General features: G+C 67.9%; 11 protein-coding genes. 2 read left to right on the forward strand and 9 right to left on the reverse strand.

Annotation, left to right across the window (positions count from 1 at the left end):
* Nucleotides 1-10: 10 nt before the first annotated feature.
* Nucleotides 11-3,685, reverse strand: a complete 3,675-nt coding sequence (locus tag AC1D2H_RS20095; protein WP_478012200.1) for a M48 family metalloprotease — start codon at nt 3,683-3,685, stop codon at nt 11-13.
* A gap of 55 nt (nt 3,686-3,740) precedes the next feature.
* Complete coding sequence (locus AC1D2H_RS20100) at nt 3,741-5,735, reverse strand: SDR family oxidoreductase (protein WP_477930907.1); 1,995 nt, start codon at nt 5,733-5,735, stop codon at nt 3,741-3,743.
* Nucleotides 5,736-5,926: 191 nt separating this feature from the next.
* Between AC1D2H_RS20100 and AC1D2H_RS20105 the strand changes: the two genes are divergently transcribed.
* Both AC1D2H_RS20105 and AC1D2H_RS20110 read left to right on the forward strand, forming a co-directional pair.
* Nucleotides 5,927-6,637: a phasin family protein gene (locus AC1D2H_RS20105; RefSeq protein ID WP_478012201.1), complete on the forward strand. Its 711-nt coding sequence runs from the start codon at nt 5,927-5,929 to the stop codon at nt 6,635-6,637.
* A gap of 21 nt (nt 6,638-6,658) precedes the next feature.
* Entirely contained in the window at nt 6,659-7,900 is a 1,242-nt protein-coding gene (locus tag AC1D2H_RS20110) for a patatin-like phospholipase family protein (RefSeq protein ID WP_478012202.1), read from the forward strand.
* A gap of 4 nt (nt 7,901-7,904) precedes the next feature.
* Here AC1D2H_RS20110 and AC1D2H_RS20115 read toward each other — a convergent pair whose 3' ends face one another.
* From AC1D2H_RS20115 to AC1D2H_RS20145, 7 genes are all read right to left on the reverse strand, one after another.
* Complete coding sequence (locus AC1D2H_RS20115) at nt 7,905-9,473, reverse strand: M20/M25/M40 family metallo-hydrolase (protein ID WP_478012203.1); 1,569 nt, start codon at nt 9,471-9,473, stop codon at nt 7,905-7,907.
* A gap of 206 nt (nt 9,474-9,679) precedes the next feature.
* Nucleotides 9,680-11,518, reverse strand: a complete 1,839-nt coding sequence (locus tag AC1D2H_RS20120) for an ABC transporter ATP-binding protein (protein ID WP_478012204.1) — start codon at nt 11,516-11,518, stop codon at nt 9,680-9,682.
* A complete protein-coding gene (locus tag AC1D2H_RS20125) occupies nt 11,466-13,202 on the reverse strand; it encodes an ABC transporter ATP-binding protein (RefSeq protein ID WP_478012268.1) in 1,737 nt (578 codons plus the stop codon). The genes AC1D2H_RS20120 and AC1D2H_RS20125 overlap by 53 nt, the downstream gene beginning before the upstream one ends.
* 92 nt (nt 13,203-13,294) lie before the next feature.
* A complete protein-coding gene (locus AC1D2H_RS20130) occupies nt 13,295-13,888 on the reverse strand; it encodes a GNAT family N-acetyltransferase (RefSeq protein WP_478012205.1) in 594 nt (197 codons plus the stop codon).
* Nucleotides 13,889-13,890: 2 nt separating this feature from the next.
* A complete protein-coding gene (locus tag AC1D2H_RS20135) occupies nt 13,891-14,205 on the reverse strand; it encodes a hypothetical protein (protein WP_477930920.1) in 315 nt (104 codons plus the stop codon).
* A gap of 8 nt (nt 14,206-14,213) precedes the next feature.
* On the reverse strand, nt 14,214-15,632 hold the full coding sequence (locus tag AC1D2H_RS20140) for a sodium:solute symporter (RefSeq protein WP_478012206.1): 1,419 nt from the start codon (nt 15,630-15,632) through the stop codon (nt 14,214-14,216).
* A gap of 169 nt (nt 15,633-15,801) precedes the next feature.
* Nucleotides 15,802-18,183 (reverse strand): CehA/McbA family metallohydrolase, encoded by a 2,382-nt coding sequence (locus AC1D2H_RS20145; RefSeq protein WP_477930923.1) that lies wholly within the window; start codon nt 18,181-18,183, stop codon nt 15,802-15,804.
* Between the last annotated feature and the right edge of the window lie 2 nt (nt 18,184-18,185).

An 18,185-nucleotide genomic window follows, 5' to 3' on the forward strand; every position in this document is an offset into this window, starting at 1 on the left:
GCAGTCTCTTTCAGTTGAAGTAAGGGCGCTCGTGGCTGAGCAGCAGGCGTTTGGCGGCTTCGCGCCAGGCGGGAGGCGTGCGGTTGCCCAGCAGCACGGTGGCCATGCTGTAGGCCTGGCCGCGCAATTCGAGCGACAGGCCCTGCAGATGCTTCTCGGCGCCGGCCAGCGTGGCGGGGCTGCGCAGCGCCGCATGGAAGGCTTCGAGCTTGCGCAGCTCCTGGGCATCCACCCCTGGCAATCCGGCCTGCGGCAAGGCTGGCGCTGCCCAGTGCTCACGCTCGGCCAGCGCCAACGCCGTCCAATAGGTGTCCCTGTCCAGGCCCTGGCCGGCCGGCAGGGCCGAGGCGCGCCCGCGCAGTTCGACGGAAGCCCCGTCGGAAGCTGCAGCCAGGCGCAGCAGGTGCGGGCTGGGAGCAAGCGCGGCCACCTGGTTGGGTTGGCCGGCGCCCAGCTTGGCGTAGGCCTCGGGCTCCGTGATCAGCGTGCCGGCGGTGGCCTGCAGGCCCAGCGCAGTCTGCAAGCGGCTGGGCGGGCCGATGCGCTCGGCCTCGGCATCCAGCAGCTGCTCGCCCAGCAGGCGCCTCAGGCGGTTGGCCTCGATGGTGGCAAACGGCGCCAGCGTGGGCTCGGCGCGGGCCCGCTCGTAGTCGCGCAGCGCGACGCGCCAGTCGGCGTTGCCGGCTTCGACCCAGGCGGCGCCATAGGCCAGCCAGGCGTGCTGAGGGAAGCGCGCCAGGCCGGCCAGCAGCGCGGCGTCACGCAGCGGGCCGTCAGGCAGGCAGCGCGCGGCCAGATAGACCGCGTTGCCATCGGCATCCGCCGCGGCCGCCCGGCGGCCGAGCTCGTCACACAAGGGCTTCAACTCGTCGGCGGGCAGGGTGTCGAAGCGCTCGCGCTGCAGTTCGATGCTGGCCGGCTCGCGCGCCAGGGCGGCAGCCATCAGCCTGGCGTGTGCCGGCTGGCCGCGCAGCTGGCCCAGCCAGAGGAAGCGCGTCGGCGCGTCGCGGCGGTCCCACTGCAGATGCAGCGCGCCCAGCCGCTCGGCGGCGGCCGCATCGCCCTGCAACAGATTGAGTTGCAGGCCGGGCATCGCATCGGCGGCGCTGTAGAGCACGCGCCGCACCTCGGTCTGGCCCCGCTTGACCGAGACGCTGTGCGGCGGGTCGCCGAAAAAGACATCGGCAGGGCTGGACGACCAGCGCGCGGCGCCCACCACCTTGAGCGGCACGGAACCGGCGTCCTGGCCATAGGTGTAGGTCAGCTCGACCAGCGGCGCGGCGCCGGCGACGTTGTAGACCGGCAGGCCTGGGCCGTGCTCCAGCGCCACCTCGAAACGCTCGATGAGTTCACCCTGCTCGGTCTCCGCGACGATGGGCAGGTGCGCGTCCGGCGCCTGGCCGACGCTGGCCGAGCCGAAGGCGGGCAGCGTGATGGCGCCGGCGCCGCCGACGCGCACGCGCACCGGGCGGTCCAGGCCGTTGAGCACCTGCACGCTGATGTCGCCATAGCCGCCGCCAAAGCCGAGCACGCCGACGACGATGCCGCCGGCCACGGCGACGCGTGCCGCTGCCGCGCCGCGCCCCTCGGCGGCCAGGAAGCGCGCCCACAGGCTGGGGGTGAGGTTGCGCGGGCGCTCGGCGCCGTCCAGCAGCGTGGCATAGCTGCGCGGGACCGCCGGCTGGGTCGCGCCGGCATCGGGTTGCTGGCTGGCCACGCGGCTTTCAACGGCAAGCAGTTCGGCCAGCACCGCGCCGCGCAGGCCATTGAGGGCCCGCTCGGCCAGATCCATCCAGCTGTCGACGACGCCGAGCCAGTCGCCCAGGTGGCTGATGTCGGGCGGGCCCAGCTTGAGTTCGCCCAGACCGGCAGCCCAGCTGTCCACTTCCAGCCGCTTGCGCGTGCCTTCGTCCAGCACGACATCCGGGGCGTCGGCATACAGCTGGCTCAGCGCGTGCTGCAGCAGGCCGCCGGCATCCCGCACGCGCATGCGGCCGGCCTCGCTGACGCGGCCGGTGCTCTCGACGCGCACCGTGTGGGCCAGCACGCCGCGCAGGTCGCGCAGGTTGGCAGCGGTGTGTTCGGCGTAATGCAATTGCGCCAGCAGGCCGCGCAGCCTTGCTTCGCTGCCATCGCCCAGGGCGCGCGCCAGCGCGAGGTGGGTGGCACGGGCGACCTCGTCGTGGCGGCGCAGCTCCGCCAGCAGCTCGGCGTGCTCGGCGGGCTCCTTGTCGGCGTCCACCCGGCGCCAGCGGCGCACGGCTTCGCCCAGGCTGGCCGGGTAGAGGGCCGCCAGGCGCTGGATGCCGTCGGCCGCTTCGGGCAAGGCGCCGACGAGCTGACCGGGCTCGGCCACATGGCGGGTCAGCGCGCGGCCGAGGTAGGCGCCGCGATAGCGCGGCTGCAGCAGCTCGCCGCCGAAGCGCTCGTCCAGTTCGGTCTGCAAGCCTGCCTCATCCATGGGCTTGGCACCGTCGGGCGCCTCGATCAGCCGGCGCGTGACCTGCTCGCGCAGCGCGACGGCGTTCTCGAACAGCGACCAGGCGCTGCGCCCGTCGACTTCGCTGGGCCGGTAGTCGGCCTTGGCGCGCGCCTCGCGCTCGTGGTTGAGGGGGTGGGTGCGCCACATCTGCGGCACGGCGCTGTCGGCGGTGTCGAACAGGCGGTTGGGGCCGCCGGGCTGCGTGGGCACCCGGCCGTAGTCGCCGTCGTCCAGCATGCGGCCGGTGCGCTCGGAGATGGCAGCCTGCAGCGCGAACAGGTCGCCCACCCACTGTTCCTTGGCGCGCAGTTCACTCGCCACGCCGGCGGCACGGTCCCAGTCGATGTCGGCCGTCTGCAGCTTGTAGAGGGCATGCACGAGGGCGTCGCTGCCGGTCAGCGCGACGGCCACCGCGTCGGCGCCGTATTCCATCTCGCGCCCCAGGCTGCGCTGCAGCAGCTGCACACCGGTGAAGACGCTGTCCACCAGGCTGCGGATGGCCCAGACGATGACGCTCAGCACCCAGCCGACCCAGGCGATGCGGAAGTCGAAGCGGCTCAGGGCCTGCAGGAAGTTGTCCAGCATGTCGCGCTGGGCCACCAGCCGCGCGGCGATCTGCTGGGCCACATAGACCCAGCGGCCCACGGCCATGGCGCGCTGCGCGAAGTGGCCGAACTCATGGGCCAGCACCGCACGCAACTCGCTGCGGTTCAGCACATTGACCAGGCCCAGGCCGATCTCGAGGTTCTTCTTCGTCGGCCACAGCAGGTTCAGCGGCGACAGGTCGTAGAACACCGCCGCATTGACGCGCGCCGACACCAGCACGCGGTGCGGGCGCGGGGCGCCCACGGCATCGGCAATCGCATTCAGCTCGACGAACAGCGCGGGCTGGTCGCTCGACTGGATCTCCACGCTGTGGTCTTCACCGCGGCGCTGGCGGAAGAACAGCGCCTTCAGCATGAAGACGGCCAGCAGCGCCGCGCACAGGGCCACCAGAAAGGCCCAGAAGGCATCGCTGCGGCCGGCAAAGACACTCTGGCCCAGGCGCCAGGCCGTCCAGGCGAACCAGCCAGCGAGGCCGAAATAGACGCCCAGGAAGGCGATCAGCGAGGCGACGGCACCCCAGGCGCGCAACTTGTAGCTGCGCGGCGTGGGCGCCGGCTTGACGGACGGCAGCGGCCCGACAGGGTGTGAGTGTTGCAAGAGATCCTCCCTTCACGCGCCGGGGCTCTGTGGCCCCTGGGCGCTCATCGATGGCTTAGAAGTGGATGCCTCGCATCATCTGCTGCATGGCAATCGCTTCCGGCGACAGCCCCGACTTGCCTGACTTGTCGCCCTTGGCGGCCGAGCTGTCGGGGAACATGCGGAAGGTCGTGTTCATGACGATCTGCGCGATGCGCGGCGCGGCGGCATGCAGCATCTCGCCCGAGATGCCCAGACGCGTGGCGATGCGCACCGGCTTGTTGATGCAGGCCTGGGCAATCATGTCGCCGGCCTCCTCGGGCGCCAGCGTCGGCACGTTCTTGTAGATCGCCGTCGGCGCGATCATCGGCGTGCGCACCAGCGGCATGTTGATCGTCGTGAAGGTCACGCCGGTGTCGGCGAACTCGCTGGAGGCGCAGCGCGTCCAGGCGTCCAGCGCGGCCTTGCTGGCCACGTAGGCGCTGAAGCGCGGCGCGTTCGTCAGCACGCCGATGGAGCTGATGTTGACGACATGGCCCTTCTTCTTGGCCACCATGCCGGGCAGCAGGCCCATGGTCACGCGCAGGCAGCCGAAGTAGTTCAGGTCCATCGTGCGCTGGAAGTCGTGGAAGCGGTCGTAGCTGCTCTCGATGGCGCGGCGGATGGAACGGCCCGCGTTGTTGATGAGGAAGTCGACGCCGCCGAAGTTGTCGTTGCACCATTCGATCAGCCCGGCGCAGCCCGCCTCATCGGCGATGTCGCAGGCGAAGGCGTGGATCTGGGCCTGCTTGCCGGCCTTCTCCTTGATCTCGGCCACCGCTTCGTCGAGCTTGACCTGGTCACGCGCGCAGATCAGCGTGATGGCGCCGGCCTCGGCGAACTTGATGGCGGCGGCCAGGCCGATGCCCGAGGAACCGCCCGTCACCAGCACCACCTTGCCGCCGGTCGCGCCGCGCAAGGACCGGTCGATGAAGAGGGCCGGGTCGAGATGACGCTCCCAGTAGTCCCACAGTCGCCAGGCGTAGTCGTTGAGGTCGGGGCAGGCAATGCCCGAACCCTTCAGCGCGGCCTCGGTGTCGCGGCAGTCGAAGCGGGTCGGGTAGTTGATGAAGGTGAACATGTCCTCGGGAATGCCGAGGTCCTTCATGACGGCATTGCGGATGCGACGCACCGGCGCCAGCGCCATCAGGCCCTTCTTGACGCTCTTGGGAATGAAGCCCATCAACGCGGCATTGATGAACAGATTCATCTTGGGCGCATGCGCGGCCTTGCTGAAGATGTCCAGCACGTCACCGACGCGGTAGCCCTTGGGGTCGACGAGGTGGTAGCAGCCGTGGCCCTTGCTGACCTTGTGCGAGATGTGGTCGAGCGCTTCGACGACGAAGTCCACCGGCACGATGTTGATGCGGCCGCCTTCCAGGCCGACGCTGGGCATCCACGGCGGCAGGATCTGGCGCATGCGCTGGATCAGCTTGAAGAAGTAGTAAGGCCCGTCGATCTTGTCCATCTCGCCGGACTTGGAGTCGCCCACCACCAGCGCCGGGCGGTAGACCGTCCAGGGACGCTTGCACTCCTTGCGCACGATCTTCTCGCTCTCGTGCTTGGTCATGAAGTAGGGGTGATCGAGGTTCTCGGCTTCCTCGAACATGTCCTCGCGGAACACGCCTTCGTACAGGCCTGCCGCCGCAATCGAGCTGACGTGGTGCACATGGCCGGCATCGATGGCCTGCGCGAACTCCACCATGCTGCGGGTGCCCTCGATGTTGACGGCGACCTGCGACTCCTCGTCGGCGCCCAGGTCATAGACCGCAGCCAGGTGATACAGATGATCGATCTGGCCTTTCAGGCTCTTGATGACGTCGCTGGCGACGCCGAGCTTCTTGCCCGTCAGGTCGCCGAAGACGGGAATCGCGCGGGTCTTGCTGACGCCCCAGTAGGCGAGCAGGTCGGGCAGCTTGGCTGCGCTCTCCTCGCGCATCAGGAAGTGGACCGTGCTGCCGCGGCGCGCCAGCAGCTTCTTGACGAGCCGCTTGCCGATGAAGCCTGTGGCGCCAGTGACGAAATACTGCATGGGGGGTCTCCTGCTTGTGGATTTGGACGTGTCGCGCTGATTCTTGACCAGGGTTTGCGGTGGCCCGCTGGGCACTTTCCCCAGGAAACGGCCTGCTCCATCGTAGAGCGCACTCACTAGGATTGGCCGTGCTGACGCGGGGTCGCGCCGCTACAGTCCCGCTGCAATTCGCTAACTCGCAAGGAACCACCATGGTCAAGAAGCTCCAGAAGATGGCTGACAAGAAGAAGGCCTCGGCCGCCACCGGCTTCCCGGCTGGCCTGCTCGATGGCGACATGGCCAAGAACGTCAAGGACAGCGCACAGCAGATCTGGGCCGCCGGCCTGGCCTCTTTCGCCAAGGCCCAGGGCGAAGGCGGCAAGGTTTTCGAGGCCCTCGTCTCGGAAGGACTGAAATTGCAAAAGAAGACCCAATCCGCCGCTGAGGAAAAGCTCAGCGCCGTGGCCACCAAGGTCAGCGGCATGGCCGGTGATGTCGGCGCCAAGGCCGGCCAGCACTGGGACAAGCTCGAAACCATCTTCGAGCAACGCGTCGCCAAGGCCCTCAAGACCCTGAACGTGCCCTCCGCCGGCGACGTGCAGAGCCTGATCAAGCGCATCGACGACCTGGCCGTGTCGGCTGGCCTGAAGAAGGCTTCGCCCGCTGCCAAGGCCAAGAAGGCCGTCGTCAAGAAGGCTGCCGCCGTGAAGAAGGCCGTCGTCGCCAAGGCTGCACCGGCCAAGAAGGCTGCCGTCAAGGCCGTCGCCAAGAAGGCCGCGCCCGTGAAGGCCGCCGTCAAGGCTGTGGCCAAGAAGGCTGCTGCTCCCAAGGCTCCGGCCGCCAAGAAGGCCGCTCCGGCCAAGCGTGCTCCGGCTGCCAAGAAGGCTGCCGCTCCGGCCGCCACGCCTGCAGCGCAAGCCTAAGCAAGTTAACTCTCTCCGACCATGAGCCAACCGAAGATCGGTTTGGCCTTGGCGGGCGGAGGCCCACTGGGCGCCATCTATGAAGTTGGCGCCCTTTGTGCTTTGGAGGAGGCCGTGGGTGGCCTCGACTTCACCGCCTGCGACGGCTATATCGGCGTCAGCGCGGGCGGCTTCATCGCCGCCGGCCTGGCCAACGGCATGACGCCGCGCCAGCTCTGCGCCGCCTTCATCGAGAACACCGCCGAAGCGCCCGACCGCTTCGACCCCGCCGAGCTGCTGCAGCCAGCCTGGGCCGAGTTCGGCGAGCGCCTGCGCCTGCTGCCCGGCCTGCTGGCCGATGCGGCACGCGAGGTGCTGCTGGAAGGCCGCTCCGTGCTGGGCGCCATCGAGCGCCTGGGCCGCGTGCTGCCGACCGGCCTGCTGTCCAGCGAGCGCTTTGGCGAGGCCTTGACCCAGGTCTTCGCCCTGCCCGGCCGCACGAACGACTTCCGCGAGCTGCGTCACCGCCTCGTGCTGGTGGCGACCGACCTGGACAGCGGCGACGCCATCCCCTTCGGCACCGAGGGCTGGGATCATGTGCCCATCTCCCAGGCCGTGCAGGCCAGCGCGGCCTTGCCGGGGCTGTTTCCGCCGGTCGAAATCGATGGCCGGCACTATGTGGACGGCGCCTTGAAGAAGACGCTGCACGCCTCGGTGCTGCTGGACCGTGGCCTGGACCTGCTGATCTGCCTGAACCCGCTGGTGCCCTACGAAAGCAACCGCATGTCGCCCCGCGACGCGCGCTCGCGCCGGGCCAAAAAGCTGGCCAGCAAGCTCGGCCGCCCGGCCGTGAAGGCGCTGCAACCGCGCATCCACCGCCTGGTGGACGGCGGCCTGCCGCTGGTGCTGTCGCAGACCTTCCGCTCGCTCATCCATTCGCGCCTGGCCCTCGGCCTGAAGGGCTATGAGCTGACGCATCCGCAGACCGACATCGTGCTGTTCGAGCCCGACCCGCGCGATGCCGAGCTCTTCATGGCCAACACCTTCAGCTACAGCCAGCGCCGCCACCTCGCCGAGCACGCCTACCAGGCCACGCGCGAACTGCTGCGCGAGCGTGCGGCCGTGCTGAAGCCGCAGTTCGCGCGCGCCGGCCTGACACTGCGCGAAGACATGCTGGCCAGCCGCGAGGCGCGCCTGCTGGCGGCGCCCGGCGAAACGCGCATGGAAGAAGCCCTGCGCAAGCTGCGCGGCTCCCTGACCGTGCTCGAAGCCCGGGCACGTTGAGCGTTTATTGCGGCTTGTAGGTCACCGTCAGGTTGTAGTTGCCGGCGGTGTAGCCCTTGAGCAGCACATAGACATCGCCGTTGGCGGTGACGTTGATGCTGCAGCTTTCGGTGGCGGTGCTGCCGTCGGACTTGCAGTCGTAGCTGCTGGTGGTCGGGACGGTGGTGCGCCTGGCATACAGGTCGATGTCGCCGGTGCCCGTGGTGCTGGCCTTGAACGTGCCCACGCCGGCCTTGAAAGGACCGAAGCTGCGCGTCTGGTTCTTCGTCAGGCTGCCGCTGAAGGTCTCGGTCTTGTCGGGGATGCCGCTGCTGCCGTCGCTGCCCAGCTCCACCATATAGGCCAGCGCCATGCGGGCGAACTTCAGCGAGTTGTCGGCCTGGCTGCCGGTGTTGGCATAGGTGTCGTTGGCGGTGTGGATATAGGGGTCGTCCTCGCCCATGGCCGCTTCGAAGGGCATGGTGGCGTAGTAACCCTTGGCCGTCCATGAGGCATGGTCGGAGCAGGCATAGCCGCAGCGGTCGGTGCCTATCTTCAGCGTCGGAAGATACGTCTTGATGAGGTTGGTGACGAAGGTGTTCTGCGCGCTGTCCGTGTAGTCGGTGTAGATGTAGATGTCATTCACCGACCCCTTGTAGTTGGTCATGTCCAGCTGCATCACGCCCACCACGTTGGTGCCGGCATTGGCGAAGCTGGTGGCGATCTCCTGCGAGCCGCGCAGGCCCACTTCCTCGGCGGCGTAGGCCATGAACTTCAGCGTGCGGCGCGGCTTGTAGCCGGTGGCGACCATGGTGCGGAACACCTCGGTGAGGCTGGCCACGCCGGACGCATCGTCATCGGCGCCCGGCGCACGGCCGGTTTCGCTGGTGTTCGACTGGTTGATCGAATCGAGGTGGCCGCCCAGCACCACCACTTCGTTCGCGTTGTCGCTGCCCTGGATGGTGGCAATCACCGACTTCTGCTTCCAGCTCGCGTGGGTGAACTGCGCCACCGTGATGTCGCTGCGGCCGGCGGCCAGCGTGGTCCAGCGCTGCTTCAGCCAGTCCGACGCGGCGACGCCGCCGCTGGTCTGGTAGTAGCGGTTGACGTTGGCGGACAGGTCGATGATGGTCTGGCCGATGTTGCTCGCCTGCATCTGGTTGAGCATCGGCGTGACGACGGCCTGCTGGTCGATGACGTAGCTCGGCCGCGTGACGGCGGCCGCCGCGGCCAGCTTGGCGGCGCCCGAATGGCGCTGYAGCGTGGCCAGGCCTTCCGCCTGGCTGGGGTGGAACATGAAGCCGCCGCAGCGGTGCAGCTCGCGGTGCACTGCGGCCGACAGGTGCAGCAAGTCGTCCTCGTCCACCTGCACCAGGTGGATGCCTTCCGTACGGCGGCTGGCGGCGGCCGTGCTTTCAACGCCGGCCAGCTGCGCGGTGGGCGTCGCACTGGCGCTCAAGGTCACGGTCGTGTGTTTCTGCAATTGGGCGAGGGCCGCATCGCCGAGGCTGATCCAGACTTTGTCGCCGGCATGGGCGAAGGAGCACAGCGCCAGGAGGCCGGCAAGGGCCAGCGGCTTGGTTTGAAAACGCATCATGGGGTTCCCTGATCGGGGTGGATGAACTCGGGATCACGGCCCGGCCAGCTCATGGCCGCCAGGCGCATGGAAAGCGGTCCCGAACGCGTGCTCGCGACGGCATGGCAGCAACGAGCGCGTGCATGCTCGGGCCGCGCCGCGCAGGCAACAACCGGGGTTGGCCTGTCCCTGGATCAGGGGCCTTCAAAAGAGGGAAGCCCCGCCTACGGCGCGATCCCGTCCTGGAGGTCTTCGCCCACCTCTTCCAGCGTCTGCAGCTCCACGAGGCGGCGGTACAGGCCACCCTCGATGGCCATCAGCGCCTCGTGCGGCCCGCGCTCCTGCAGGTGGCCATGATTGAGCACCAGGATCTGGTCGGCCGCACGGATGGTGGACAGGCGGTGCGCGATGGCCACCACCGTCACGCGGCCATGCAGGGCCGTCAGCGCCTCGCCGACGCGCTGCTCGGTCGCGCTGTCGATATTGCTGGTGGCTTCGTCCAGGAACAGGATGCGCGGCGCGCCAGCCAAAGCTCGCGCCATCGCCAGCAGCTGCTTCTGGCCGGTGGACACGCGCGCCCCGCCCTCGCCCAGCTTGGTGTCGTAACCCTGTGGCAGCGCCGTGATGAAGTCGTGCGCGCGGGCGGCCTTGGCGGCGTCCTCGACGTCTTCGTCCGTGATGCCGGGCCGGCCCATCGCGATGTTGTCGCGCACGCTGGCCGACATCAGATAGGGCTCCTGCGGCACCAGGCCCACCGCGTCGCGGAAGGCGGCATCGGGCACCGCCGCCAGCGGCTGGCCGTCGACCGTGATGCGCCCCTGCTGCGCCGTGTAGAAGCGCAGCAGCAGCGACAGCAGCGTGCTCTTGCCGCTGCCCGTGTGGCCGACGATGCCGACAAAGCTGCCGGCCGGGATGTCGACGTCGACGCCATGCAGCACCGGCCGCGCCGGGTCGTAGCCGAACGTCAGCCCCTCGATGCGGATGCCACCCTGGGCGATGTCGCGGCCGTCCTGGGCTGGCCCGCGGTGCTCATCCTCCTCCAGCAGCGTGCGCACGCGTGAGGCGGCCACCATGGCCTGTTGCAGTTGGCCGAACTGCATGGTGATCTGGATCAGCGGCTCGACGACGCGGGCGATATAGCTCAGGAAGGCATACAGCAGGCCCACTTCCAGCCCCGACATCTCACGCCGGCCGAAGCTGTAGATGACGGTGACCAGCAGCAGCACGTTCATCAGGTCCAGCGCCGGGCGCAGCAGCCAGGCGTTGGCGCGCAGCTCGGCGATGCGCGACAGCCGGTGCTCGGCATTCGTCGTCTCGAAGCGCGCACCGAAGCGGCCCGCCGCGCCGCTGGCCTGCAGCACCGCCATGCCGGCCATGCTCTCGGCCATCTGCGCATTGATGTCGCTGCGCAGCTGGCGGGTGCGCGCCACGGCCGGAGCCGACAGCTTCTGGTAGCCGAGGATGATGACCACCATGGCCGGCACCAGCGTCGCGACGATGAGCATCAGCCGCCAGTCCAGAAAGGCCATGGCCACCAGCGAGCCGAAGACGACGATGGTCGAATCCAGCATCACATAGAGCACCTGGCGATAGAGCTGGTTGACGGCCTCGGTGTCGTTGGTGACGCGGCTGACGAGCTGGCCGGTGATGGCCTTGTCGAAGAAGGCCATGGGCAGGGCCAGCACATGGGCATAGACACGCTCACGCAGCCTCAGCACCGAGCGCCGCGCCACGCCGGCCATGCGCGACAGCTGGGCATAGCGTATCCAGCTCGCCGCCCAGCCGGTCAGCAGCATCAGCGCCAGCAGCGTCGCCATCTCGAAGATGTCGAACTGGCGCGGCAGCAGGTGGTGGTCGATATAGCGCTTGCCGAGGATGGGGGCGAGCACTTCGAGGCCGGCGGCCAGGATGAGCCAGGTGCCGCCGCGGATCAGGTGCGCGCGCTCAGGACGCGCCGAGTCCAGCAGCAGCCCGACGCTCTTCCAGGGTTTCTCTTTGGGCTTCACGGGCTCAAGCGGCTTCAAGGCTGGCCTCGATCTGTTGATAGCGCCACTGGGCCGCATACCAGCCGCCCAGTTCCAGCAGCTGTTGATGCGTGCCGCGCTCGATGACATGGCCCTGCTTGAGCACGATGACCTCGTCGGCGTCCATCACCGCCGACAGCCGGTGCGCGATGACGATGACGCTGCGGTCCGGCCGCGCGGTGCGCAGCTCGCGCAGGTGGTCGAGGATGTCCGTCTCCGTGCCGGTGTCGACGGCCGACAGCGCGTCGTCCAGCACCAGCAGCGGTGCGTCTGACAGCAGCGCCCGCGCGATGGCGACGCGCTGGCGCTGGCCGCCGGACAGTGTCACGCCGCGCTCACCGACCTCGGTCGCATAGCCTTCGGGAAGCCGCGCGATGTCGTCATGCACCGAGGCCAGACGCGCTGCGGCCTCGATCTCTGCGCGCGTCGCGCCGGGCCTGGCCAGGGCGATGTTGTCGGCCACCGAGGCCGAAAACAGGAAGGGCTCCTGGGGCACCCAGGCGATGTGGGCGCGCAAGGTCGCGAGGGGCAGATCGGGCAGCGCGACGCCGCCCAGCGTCAGCTGGCCGGCATCGGGTTCGGACTGGCGCAGCAGCAGGCGCACGAAGGTGGACTTGCCCGCGCCGGTGGCGCCGACGATGCCCAGCGTCTTGCCGGGTGCGATGGCGAGGTCGACGTTCTCCAGCGCCGGGCGCTTCGCGCCGGGAAAGGCGAAGGTCAGGCCTTGGGCGCGAAGCGTCGTGTCAACGGGCAGCGCCGCCCTGCCCTCGTCGGCCAGCGTCAGCGGTGCGTCCAGCACCGGCGCCAAGCGCGTCCACGCCGCCCGGCCGCGTTCCAGCAGGGCCAGCACCCAGCCGGCCGCGAACATCGGCCAGATCAGCTGGCCGAGGTACATCGTGAAAGCGGTCAGCTGGCCAATGCTGAGCTCGCCACGCGAGACCAGCCAGCCGCCCATGGCCAGCGCGATGGCGGTGGCGGCGCCCAGCGTCATGCCGACAGCCGGCTCATAGGCGGCCTCCCAGCGCTGCGAGCGAAAGCTGGCCTCGGCCGCCTTCTCGGCGAGCTCGGTGAACTGCGCCTCGCTGCGAGCGACGAGGCCGAGGGCGCGCACGGTACGCACGCCGGTGAGGCTTTCCTGCACCTGCTGGTTCAGGCCGCTGAAGGCACCCAGCGAATCCTGGGCAGCCTGGTGCAGATGGCCCGAGATCCACCAGAAAGCCAGCGCCATCAGCGGGAAGGGCACGAGGGCGGCCAGGCCCAGGCGCCAGTCGATGCCGATGGTCATCATGGCCAGCACGAGCACCAGCGTCTGCGTGCCGTCAAAGCCCGCCAGCATGGCCTCGCCGGCGGCCTGCTCGACGGTGTCGATGTCGTTGGTGGCCAGGGCCATCAGGTCGCCGGTGCGCTGACGCTGGAAGTAGGCCGGGCCTTGCAACGCAAGGCGACCGTAGAGCCGTGTGCGCAGACGCGCGCCGAGGCGGAAGGACGCCTTGAAGAGCGTCAGCCGCCAACCGGCGCGCAGCAGGTAGATGAGGAGGCCGGCAACGACCAGCAGCGCCAGTTGCTCGAGCAGCGCCGAGCCCTTGAGCCCGCCGGCCACCAACGCATCCACGACATGGCCGACCTGGCGCGGAATCCATACCGTCATGGCCGCGATGCAGCTCAGCATCGCGCCGGCCGCGGCGTAGGCGCGCCAGTGCTCGCGCACAAAGCCGGCGAGCATGCGGGACAGACTGGAGGAGGACAAGGAAACGGCAGGAACGGACATGCAGGGATGGGAGTGTCGCCGGGCCATGCGGCGGGCGGCTCGGAGATCTAGGGTGCGGGCTCCGGCAGGTCTCTCGGCACCAATGCCAGATATTCGGCCAGCGAGCCACCGCACAAGGGCTTGCACATGACGCGCAGTTCGTTGATCTGATCGCCGATCTGAAAGCCGCTGCGCACGCGCGTCTCGGCATAGCCCAGCGAAGCCCAGAAGCGTTCGGCCCTCGCGTTGCCGATTACCACGCCCAACCGCAGCCAGCAGGCGCCCGATCCGCGCGCCCAGGCTTCGACGCCGTCGTACAGGCGCCGCGCATCGCCCGAGCCATGGCGGGCGGTCTCGACGATGAAGGTGCTGACGTTCCAGACCGACGGCGCAAAGATGTCCGAGACGAGGTTGACGAGAGCGGCGATCTCGCCATCAGGTCTGACATAGCCGATGACCCATTTCTTCGTATGAGGAATGCCTTCCGGCAGCGGCTCCTCGATCTCCTCCCGCGCATCGTCGGGCCGCGCCGGCTCGCCCTGCACGGCGAGGAAGTAGGCCGGGTTGGCCGCAAAGAAACGCGCCAGTGCCGGGACGTGCGACGACGTCAGTTCGAGGGCAGCAATGCCGGCCAGGGGCGATGCAGGCAGCCCGGATGTCATGCCTAGACCTGCCAGTAGATGTCTTCGCGGATCTCCACGACCGCGCATTCCTCGATCAGCTCGAACTCCAGATAGCCCGCATGCTCCGAGAACACCGCGGCCAGCCGCGCCTGCGGCCTCACCACGACGAAGGCCGAGTCGATCTTGTGCGTGCAACCAAAGGGGTAGCGGATCTCGACATAGCGCTCCGGGCTGAAGTCGTAGGCGCTCAGGCCGCGCGCCAGCAACTCGGCCTCCGGTCGCCCCACCTTCATGGACACCTCGGCGACCCAGTCGCGCAGCACTTCCTTCCAGGGCCGCAAGGGCTTCAAGGTCATTTCAGGACTCATGCGATGTTCTCCCTTCGCCCCGGCCGCCGCGCCACCAGCCACAAACCTGTCCAGGTCAGCACGCCGTTCAGCAAGAGCAATTCCAAGCCGATCTGATAGCCGCCCCAAGGCTGCCCGAAATCCAGCAGCGCACACAGCAGCGGCGCGGCCACGCAAACGCCGACCAGCGCGCCACCCGACGCCGCCCTCGGCGTGAACAGCGCAAACGCGAACAGTCCCAGCAGCGGCCCATAGGTATAGCCCGCCAGCTTCAGGATCAGGAAGATCATGCTGCTGCTGTCCAGCGCCTTGAAACCCAGCACCAGAGCCAGGAACAGCGCCGCGAAGCCGAGATGCACGCGCCGCCGCGTGCTCACGTCCTCGCGCGGGATGCGCAGCAGGTCCAGGCAGGTGCTGGCCGTCAGCGCCGTCAGCGCGCCGTCGGCGCTGGGCAGCAGGGCCGACACAAGGGCCAGCACGAAGACGACCTGCACCCAGGCCGGCAGGTATTGCATGACGACGGTGGGGAAGAGGGTGTCGCCGCTGACGGCCAGCCCATGTTCGCGCGCGAACAGCGTCAGCAAGCCGCCCAGCAGCAGAAAGGCCGTGACGACGACGAGCATCAGCACGGCCAGCACGAAGAGGTTCTTCTGCGCGTCGCGCAGCCTTGCCACCGACAGGCTCTTCTGCATCATTTCCTGGTCCAGCCCCGTCATCGCGATGGCGATAAACATGCCGGCCAGCAGGGCCTTGGCGGAGAAGTCGCGGCTCATCGGGTCGCCGACCCAGACGCGGCTCAGCCCCGCCGCGTCGAGCTGGGCCAGCGCACCGGTCTGCCACAGCAGGGCCACGCAGACGAACAGGCCGGCCAGCATGCCGGCCGTCTGCAGCGTATCGGTCCACACCAGCGCCTTCACGCCGCCCTCGACCGTGTACAGCAGGATCATCACCAGCACGACGGCCGCGCCCAGCGCGAAGGGCACGCCCAGCGGCTGCAGGATCAGCGTGTGCAGCACCTGCACGACGAGATAGAGCCGCGCCGTCGCGCCCAGCGTGCGGCTCAGCACGAAGAAGGCCGAGCCCAGGCGCTGGGCCGCGGGGCCGAGGCGGTCGCCCAGCAGGCCGTAGATCGAGGCCAGCTTGAGGCGGTGATAGGCCGGCAGCAGCAGCACGGCGATGACGACATAGCCGACGACCTGGCCGAGGGCGATCTGCAGATAGGTGAAGCCGTTGGCCCCGACCGAGCCCGGCACGCTGATGAAAGTGACGCCGGACAGCGACGTGCCGACCATTCCGAAGGCGACGACCGGCCAGGGACTTTCCCTGCCGCCGACATAGAACCCCTCGGCCCCCGAACCACGCGCGACGCTTCGCGCGATCAGCAGCAGCAGCGCGAAATAGGCGAGGACGCCGGTCAGGAGGAGTGCGGGCGACATGGGTCGCGATCATGCCTGACGGCGCCCTCTGAACCACGCACCGGCAGAGCCGCGGCTAGCTGCCGCGGCGGTTGTACCAGCCCTCGGCGCAACAAAGAAATAGGGGCCCGGAGGCCCCTACGTTTTGACGCGACGGCGCTATCTCGCCGCGTGATGCAGCATCCCTAACTCAGGGATAGCTGATCGTCAGCGTATAGCCCGAGGCCGCATTGAAGCCGCTGTAGCTCTGCACCTTGATGTAGACGGTGCGAGCGCTGGTGCCGTTGGTGTACGTCAGTGACTCGGAGGCCGTTGTGCCTTCGGAAGACGCCAGACCGGCACCCGAGGAACTCACAAGATAGAGGTCATAGTCAACACCGCTAGGGCCGGTCATGTCAACGCGGATCTTCTTATTGGCCGGCAGATCGACCTTGAAGTAATCCTTGTCGGTGGCGCTACTGACGAAGCCCGTGACCGTTGTCGCTGTGCCCAAAGCGTTGGCGGTTGCGATGGTGTTGTTCGACTCAGTCTCACTGGCCGAGGCTCCGGCGTTGGTGATATTGAAATTCACCGCTGTGGATGAAGCGCTGTTCGCTGCGGCATCGAAAGCCTTGGCGACCAACGAGTGCGCACCATTCGGCAGTGTGGACGAGTTCAGCGTCATCTGGTACGGCTGAGTCGTGACCGTGCCCTTCAGCGCGCTATCAACCCAGAACTCAACCTTAGTCACACCCACGTTGTCACTGGCCACGGCCGACAACGTGATGGTGCCGCTGTTGCCAGTTTCGCTTGCACTGACGGTGGGCGGCGTGGTGTCGCCGTTGTTGGCGGCGCCTTGGTTCACCCAAATAGGGGCGGACCAGAGGACCTTTCCGTCATTCTGTGTGACGCGAGCGTAGTAGACATGCAAGCCATCGGTCGGGGTGTGGCTGTAGGTGGCGCTATTGCTGAGCACCGTCATCGTGCCGTTGCGGCCAGGGACACCTTGCCAGATCTCGATCAACGACACGGTCTTACCAGTTGTGTTGGCGAAGCCGATGTTCAGGTTGAGTGCGCCCTGATTGTTGATGCGCGAGCCCATGATGGCGCCGTTAGCACTGAACACAAGCTGCGAGTTCTTGTCGTGGGTGGCGAACACACGGCGGGCGCGCAGCGCCTCGACGAAGCTCTCACGGGTCAGAGCTGTGCCGTTTGGGACGAGGATGGCCGTTCGGTTCGTGTACGAGGCACCCCAGTTGGCGCAGTGGTTGTCCTGATTAGTGGCTGGTGCGACGTGGAATCCGCGCTCGAGGATCTTCTTGTAGGCGCTCTCGTAGCCTCCGCCAGGGAGCTGGGTTTCGTCTTCCTTGTTAGAGAAGGCGCTGGTATTGGACACCTCGGCCAGCACCATGACCTCGTCGCCGTCGGCGGTGTAGCCAAAGTCAGTGCCGTTCACAACGAACTGGCCGGACGTATCAGGGTGATTGAATTGCCCCACTTGACCGGCTGCCCGCATCACGGTGTAGAGCGACGCGTAGTCGTTCTTGGCGATGAATCGATGGCCGTAAAGCTGATTGCTTGGGTCGTACTCCCAAGAGTAGAGCTCATCGCTGTTAAAGATGTTCAGATGGCCACCGCCGCTGATGACGCCCCATTCCATGCCGTACATGGCGAGGAAGCCGGGATTGGCGGCGGTGTAGCTGGCGGCGATGCTCACGCCGTTTGTGTAGCGGGTCTTCGCAGTAGCGGCGGGGATATTTCCCAAGCCAGAGCTGCCATCGAAATAATGGTTGTGATCGGTATTGCCGAAGAAGTCCAGACCGCGGTTCTTGGCGTAGGGGAAGGCCGCATCGGGACCGTACTGGCCAGTCTGCGCAGGCTGCGACTCGTTGCATGTCGCCACGTTGCCGCCGCCGTCTGAGTCATTGGTCTGCCCGTGCAGGGAACCATAGAAGACGGTGTAGGGCCAACTGGCGATCGCGCCGGCAGACTGAGCTTTCGCACGAGGCACTTCGCCGCCACTCAATTGGCTGCCCAGAGCCATGGCACGGTAGGCCGGCATCTTGGCAACTGGCGCAGCGCCCATGACGAACTGGAAGGACTCGGTATGGGCGTGACCGTCCGCCGGAGCCAGGGATTGCACGCGCGCCTCGGCGGTATCGCCCTTGGAGGCGATGCCAGCATCGACCGCAAAGGCGGTCAAGCGAGCCTCATAAACACCATCGGCGAGGTTGGCCTTGTCGGTGCGACCGGCCCAATCAAAGTTCAGCGCCACAGGCTTGCCGCTGAAGCGCTCCACGCCGGCATAGGTCTGCACGACCTTGCCGGCCGGAGACACCAGCTCAAGCTTGTAAGCGAACTGCTCGCCCTCCGGGGCTCCCAGGTAGTGCATCGTCACGCTGAAGCGGCGAGCGCCGCTGGCTTGCTCGCTAACAAATGGAGCATTCAGCTCAGCCTCGAACTCGTGATGGTCCGGGTACTTGACGCTCGGGTGCACAGCAGCGGCTTGCGCCATGCCGTCCGTAGCGGCGGGCGTGACCGAAGCGGTGGGCGAGTTGGCGCCGCCGCATGCTGCCAAGAGCAGCGGCAGCATGC

The sequence above is a fragment of the Roseateles sp. P1_C1_2 genome (assembly GCF_056406535.1).

Bases quoted from the DNA above. Each gene is read 5' to 3' on its own strand.
- AC1D2H_RS20100 (WP_477930907.1), bottom strand. From the start codon at position 5,735: ATGCAGTATTTCGTCACTGGCGCCACAGGCTTCATCGGCAAGCGGCTC.
- AC1D2H_RS20105 (WP_478012201.1), top strand. From the start codon at position 5,927: ATGGTCAAGAAGCTCCAGAAGATGGCTGACAAGAAGAAGGCCTCGGCC.
- AC1D2H_RS20110 (WP_478012202.1), top strand. From the start codon at position 6,659: ATGAGCCAACCGAAGATCGGTTTGGCCTTGGCGGGCGGAGGCCCACTG.
- AC1D2H_RS20120 (WP_478012204.1), bottom strand. From the start codon at position 11,518: ATGCGGCCCAGTGGCGCTATCAACAGATCGAGGCCAGCCTTGAAGCCG.
- AC1D2H_RS20125 (WP_478012268.1), bottom strand. From the start codon at position 13,202: ATGCTCGCCGGCTTTGTGCGCGAGCACTGGCGCGCCTACGCCGCGGCC.
- AC1D2H_RS20130 (WP_478012205.1), bottom strand. From the start codon at position 13,888: ATGACATCCGGGCTGCCTGCATCGCCCCTGGCCGGCATTGCTGCCCTC.
- AC1D2H_RS20135 (WP_477930920.1), bottom strand. From the start codon at position 14,205: ATGACCTTGAAGCCCTTGCGGCCCTGGAAGGAAGTGCTGCGCGACTGG.
- AC1D2H_RS20140 (WP_478012206.1), bottom strand. From the start codon at position 15,632: ATGTCGCCCGCACTCCTCCTGACCGGCGTCCTCGCCTATTTCGCGCTG.
- AC1D2H_RS20145 (WP_477930923.1), bottom strand. From the start codon at position 18,183: ATGCTGCCGCTGCTCTTGGCAGCATGCGGCGGCGCCAACTCGCCCACC.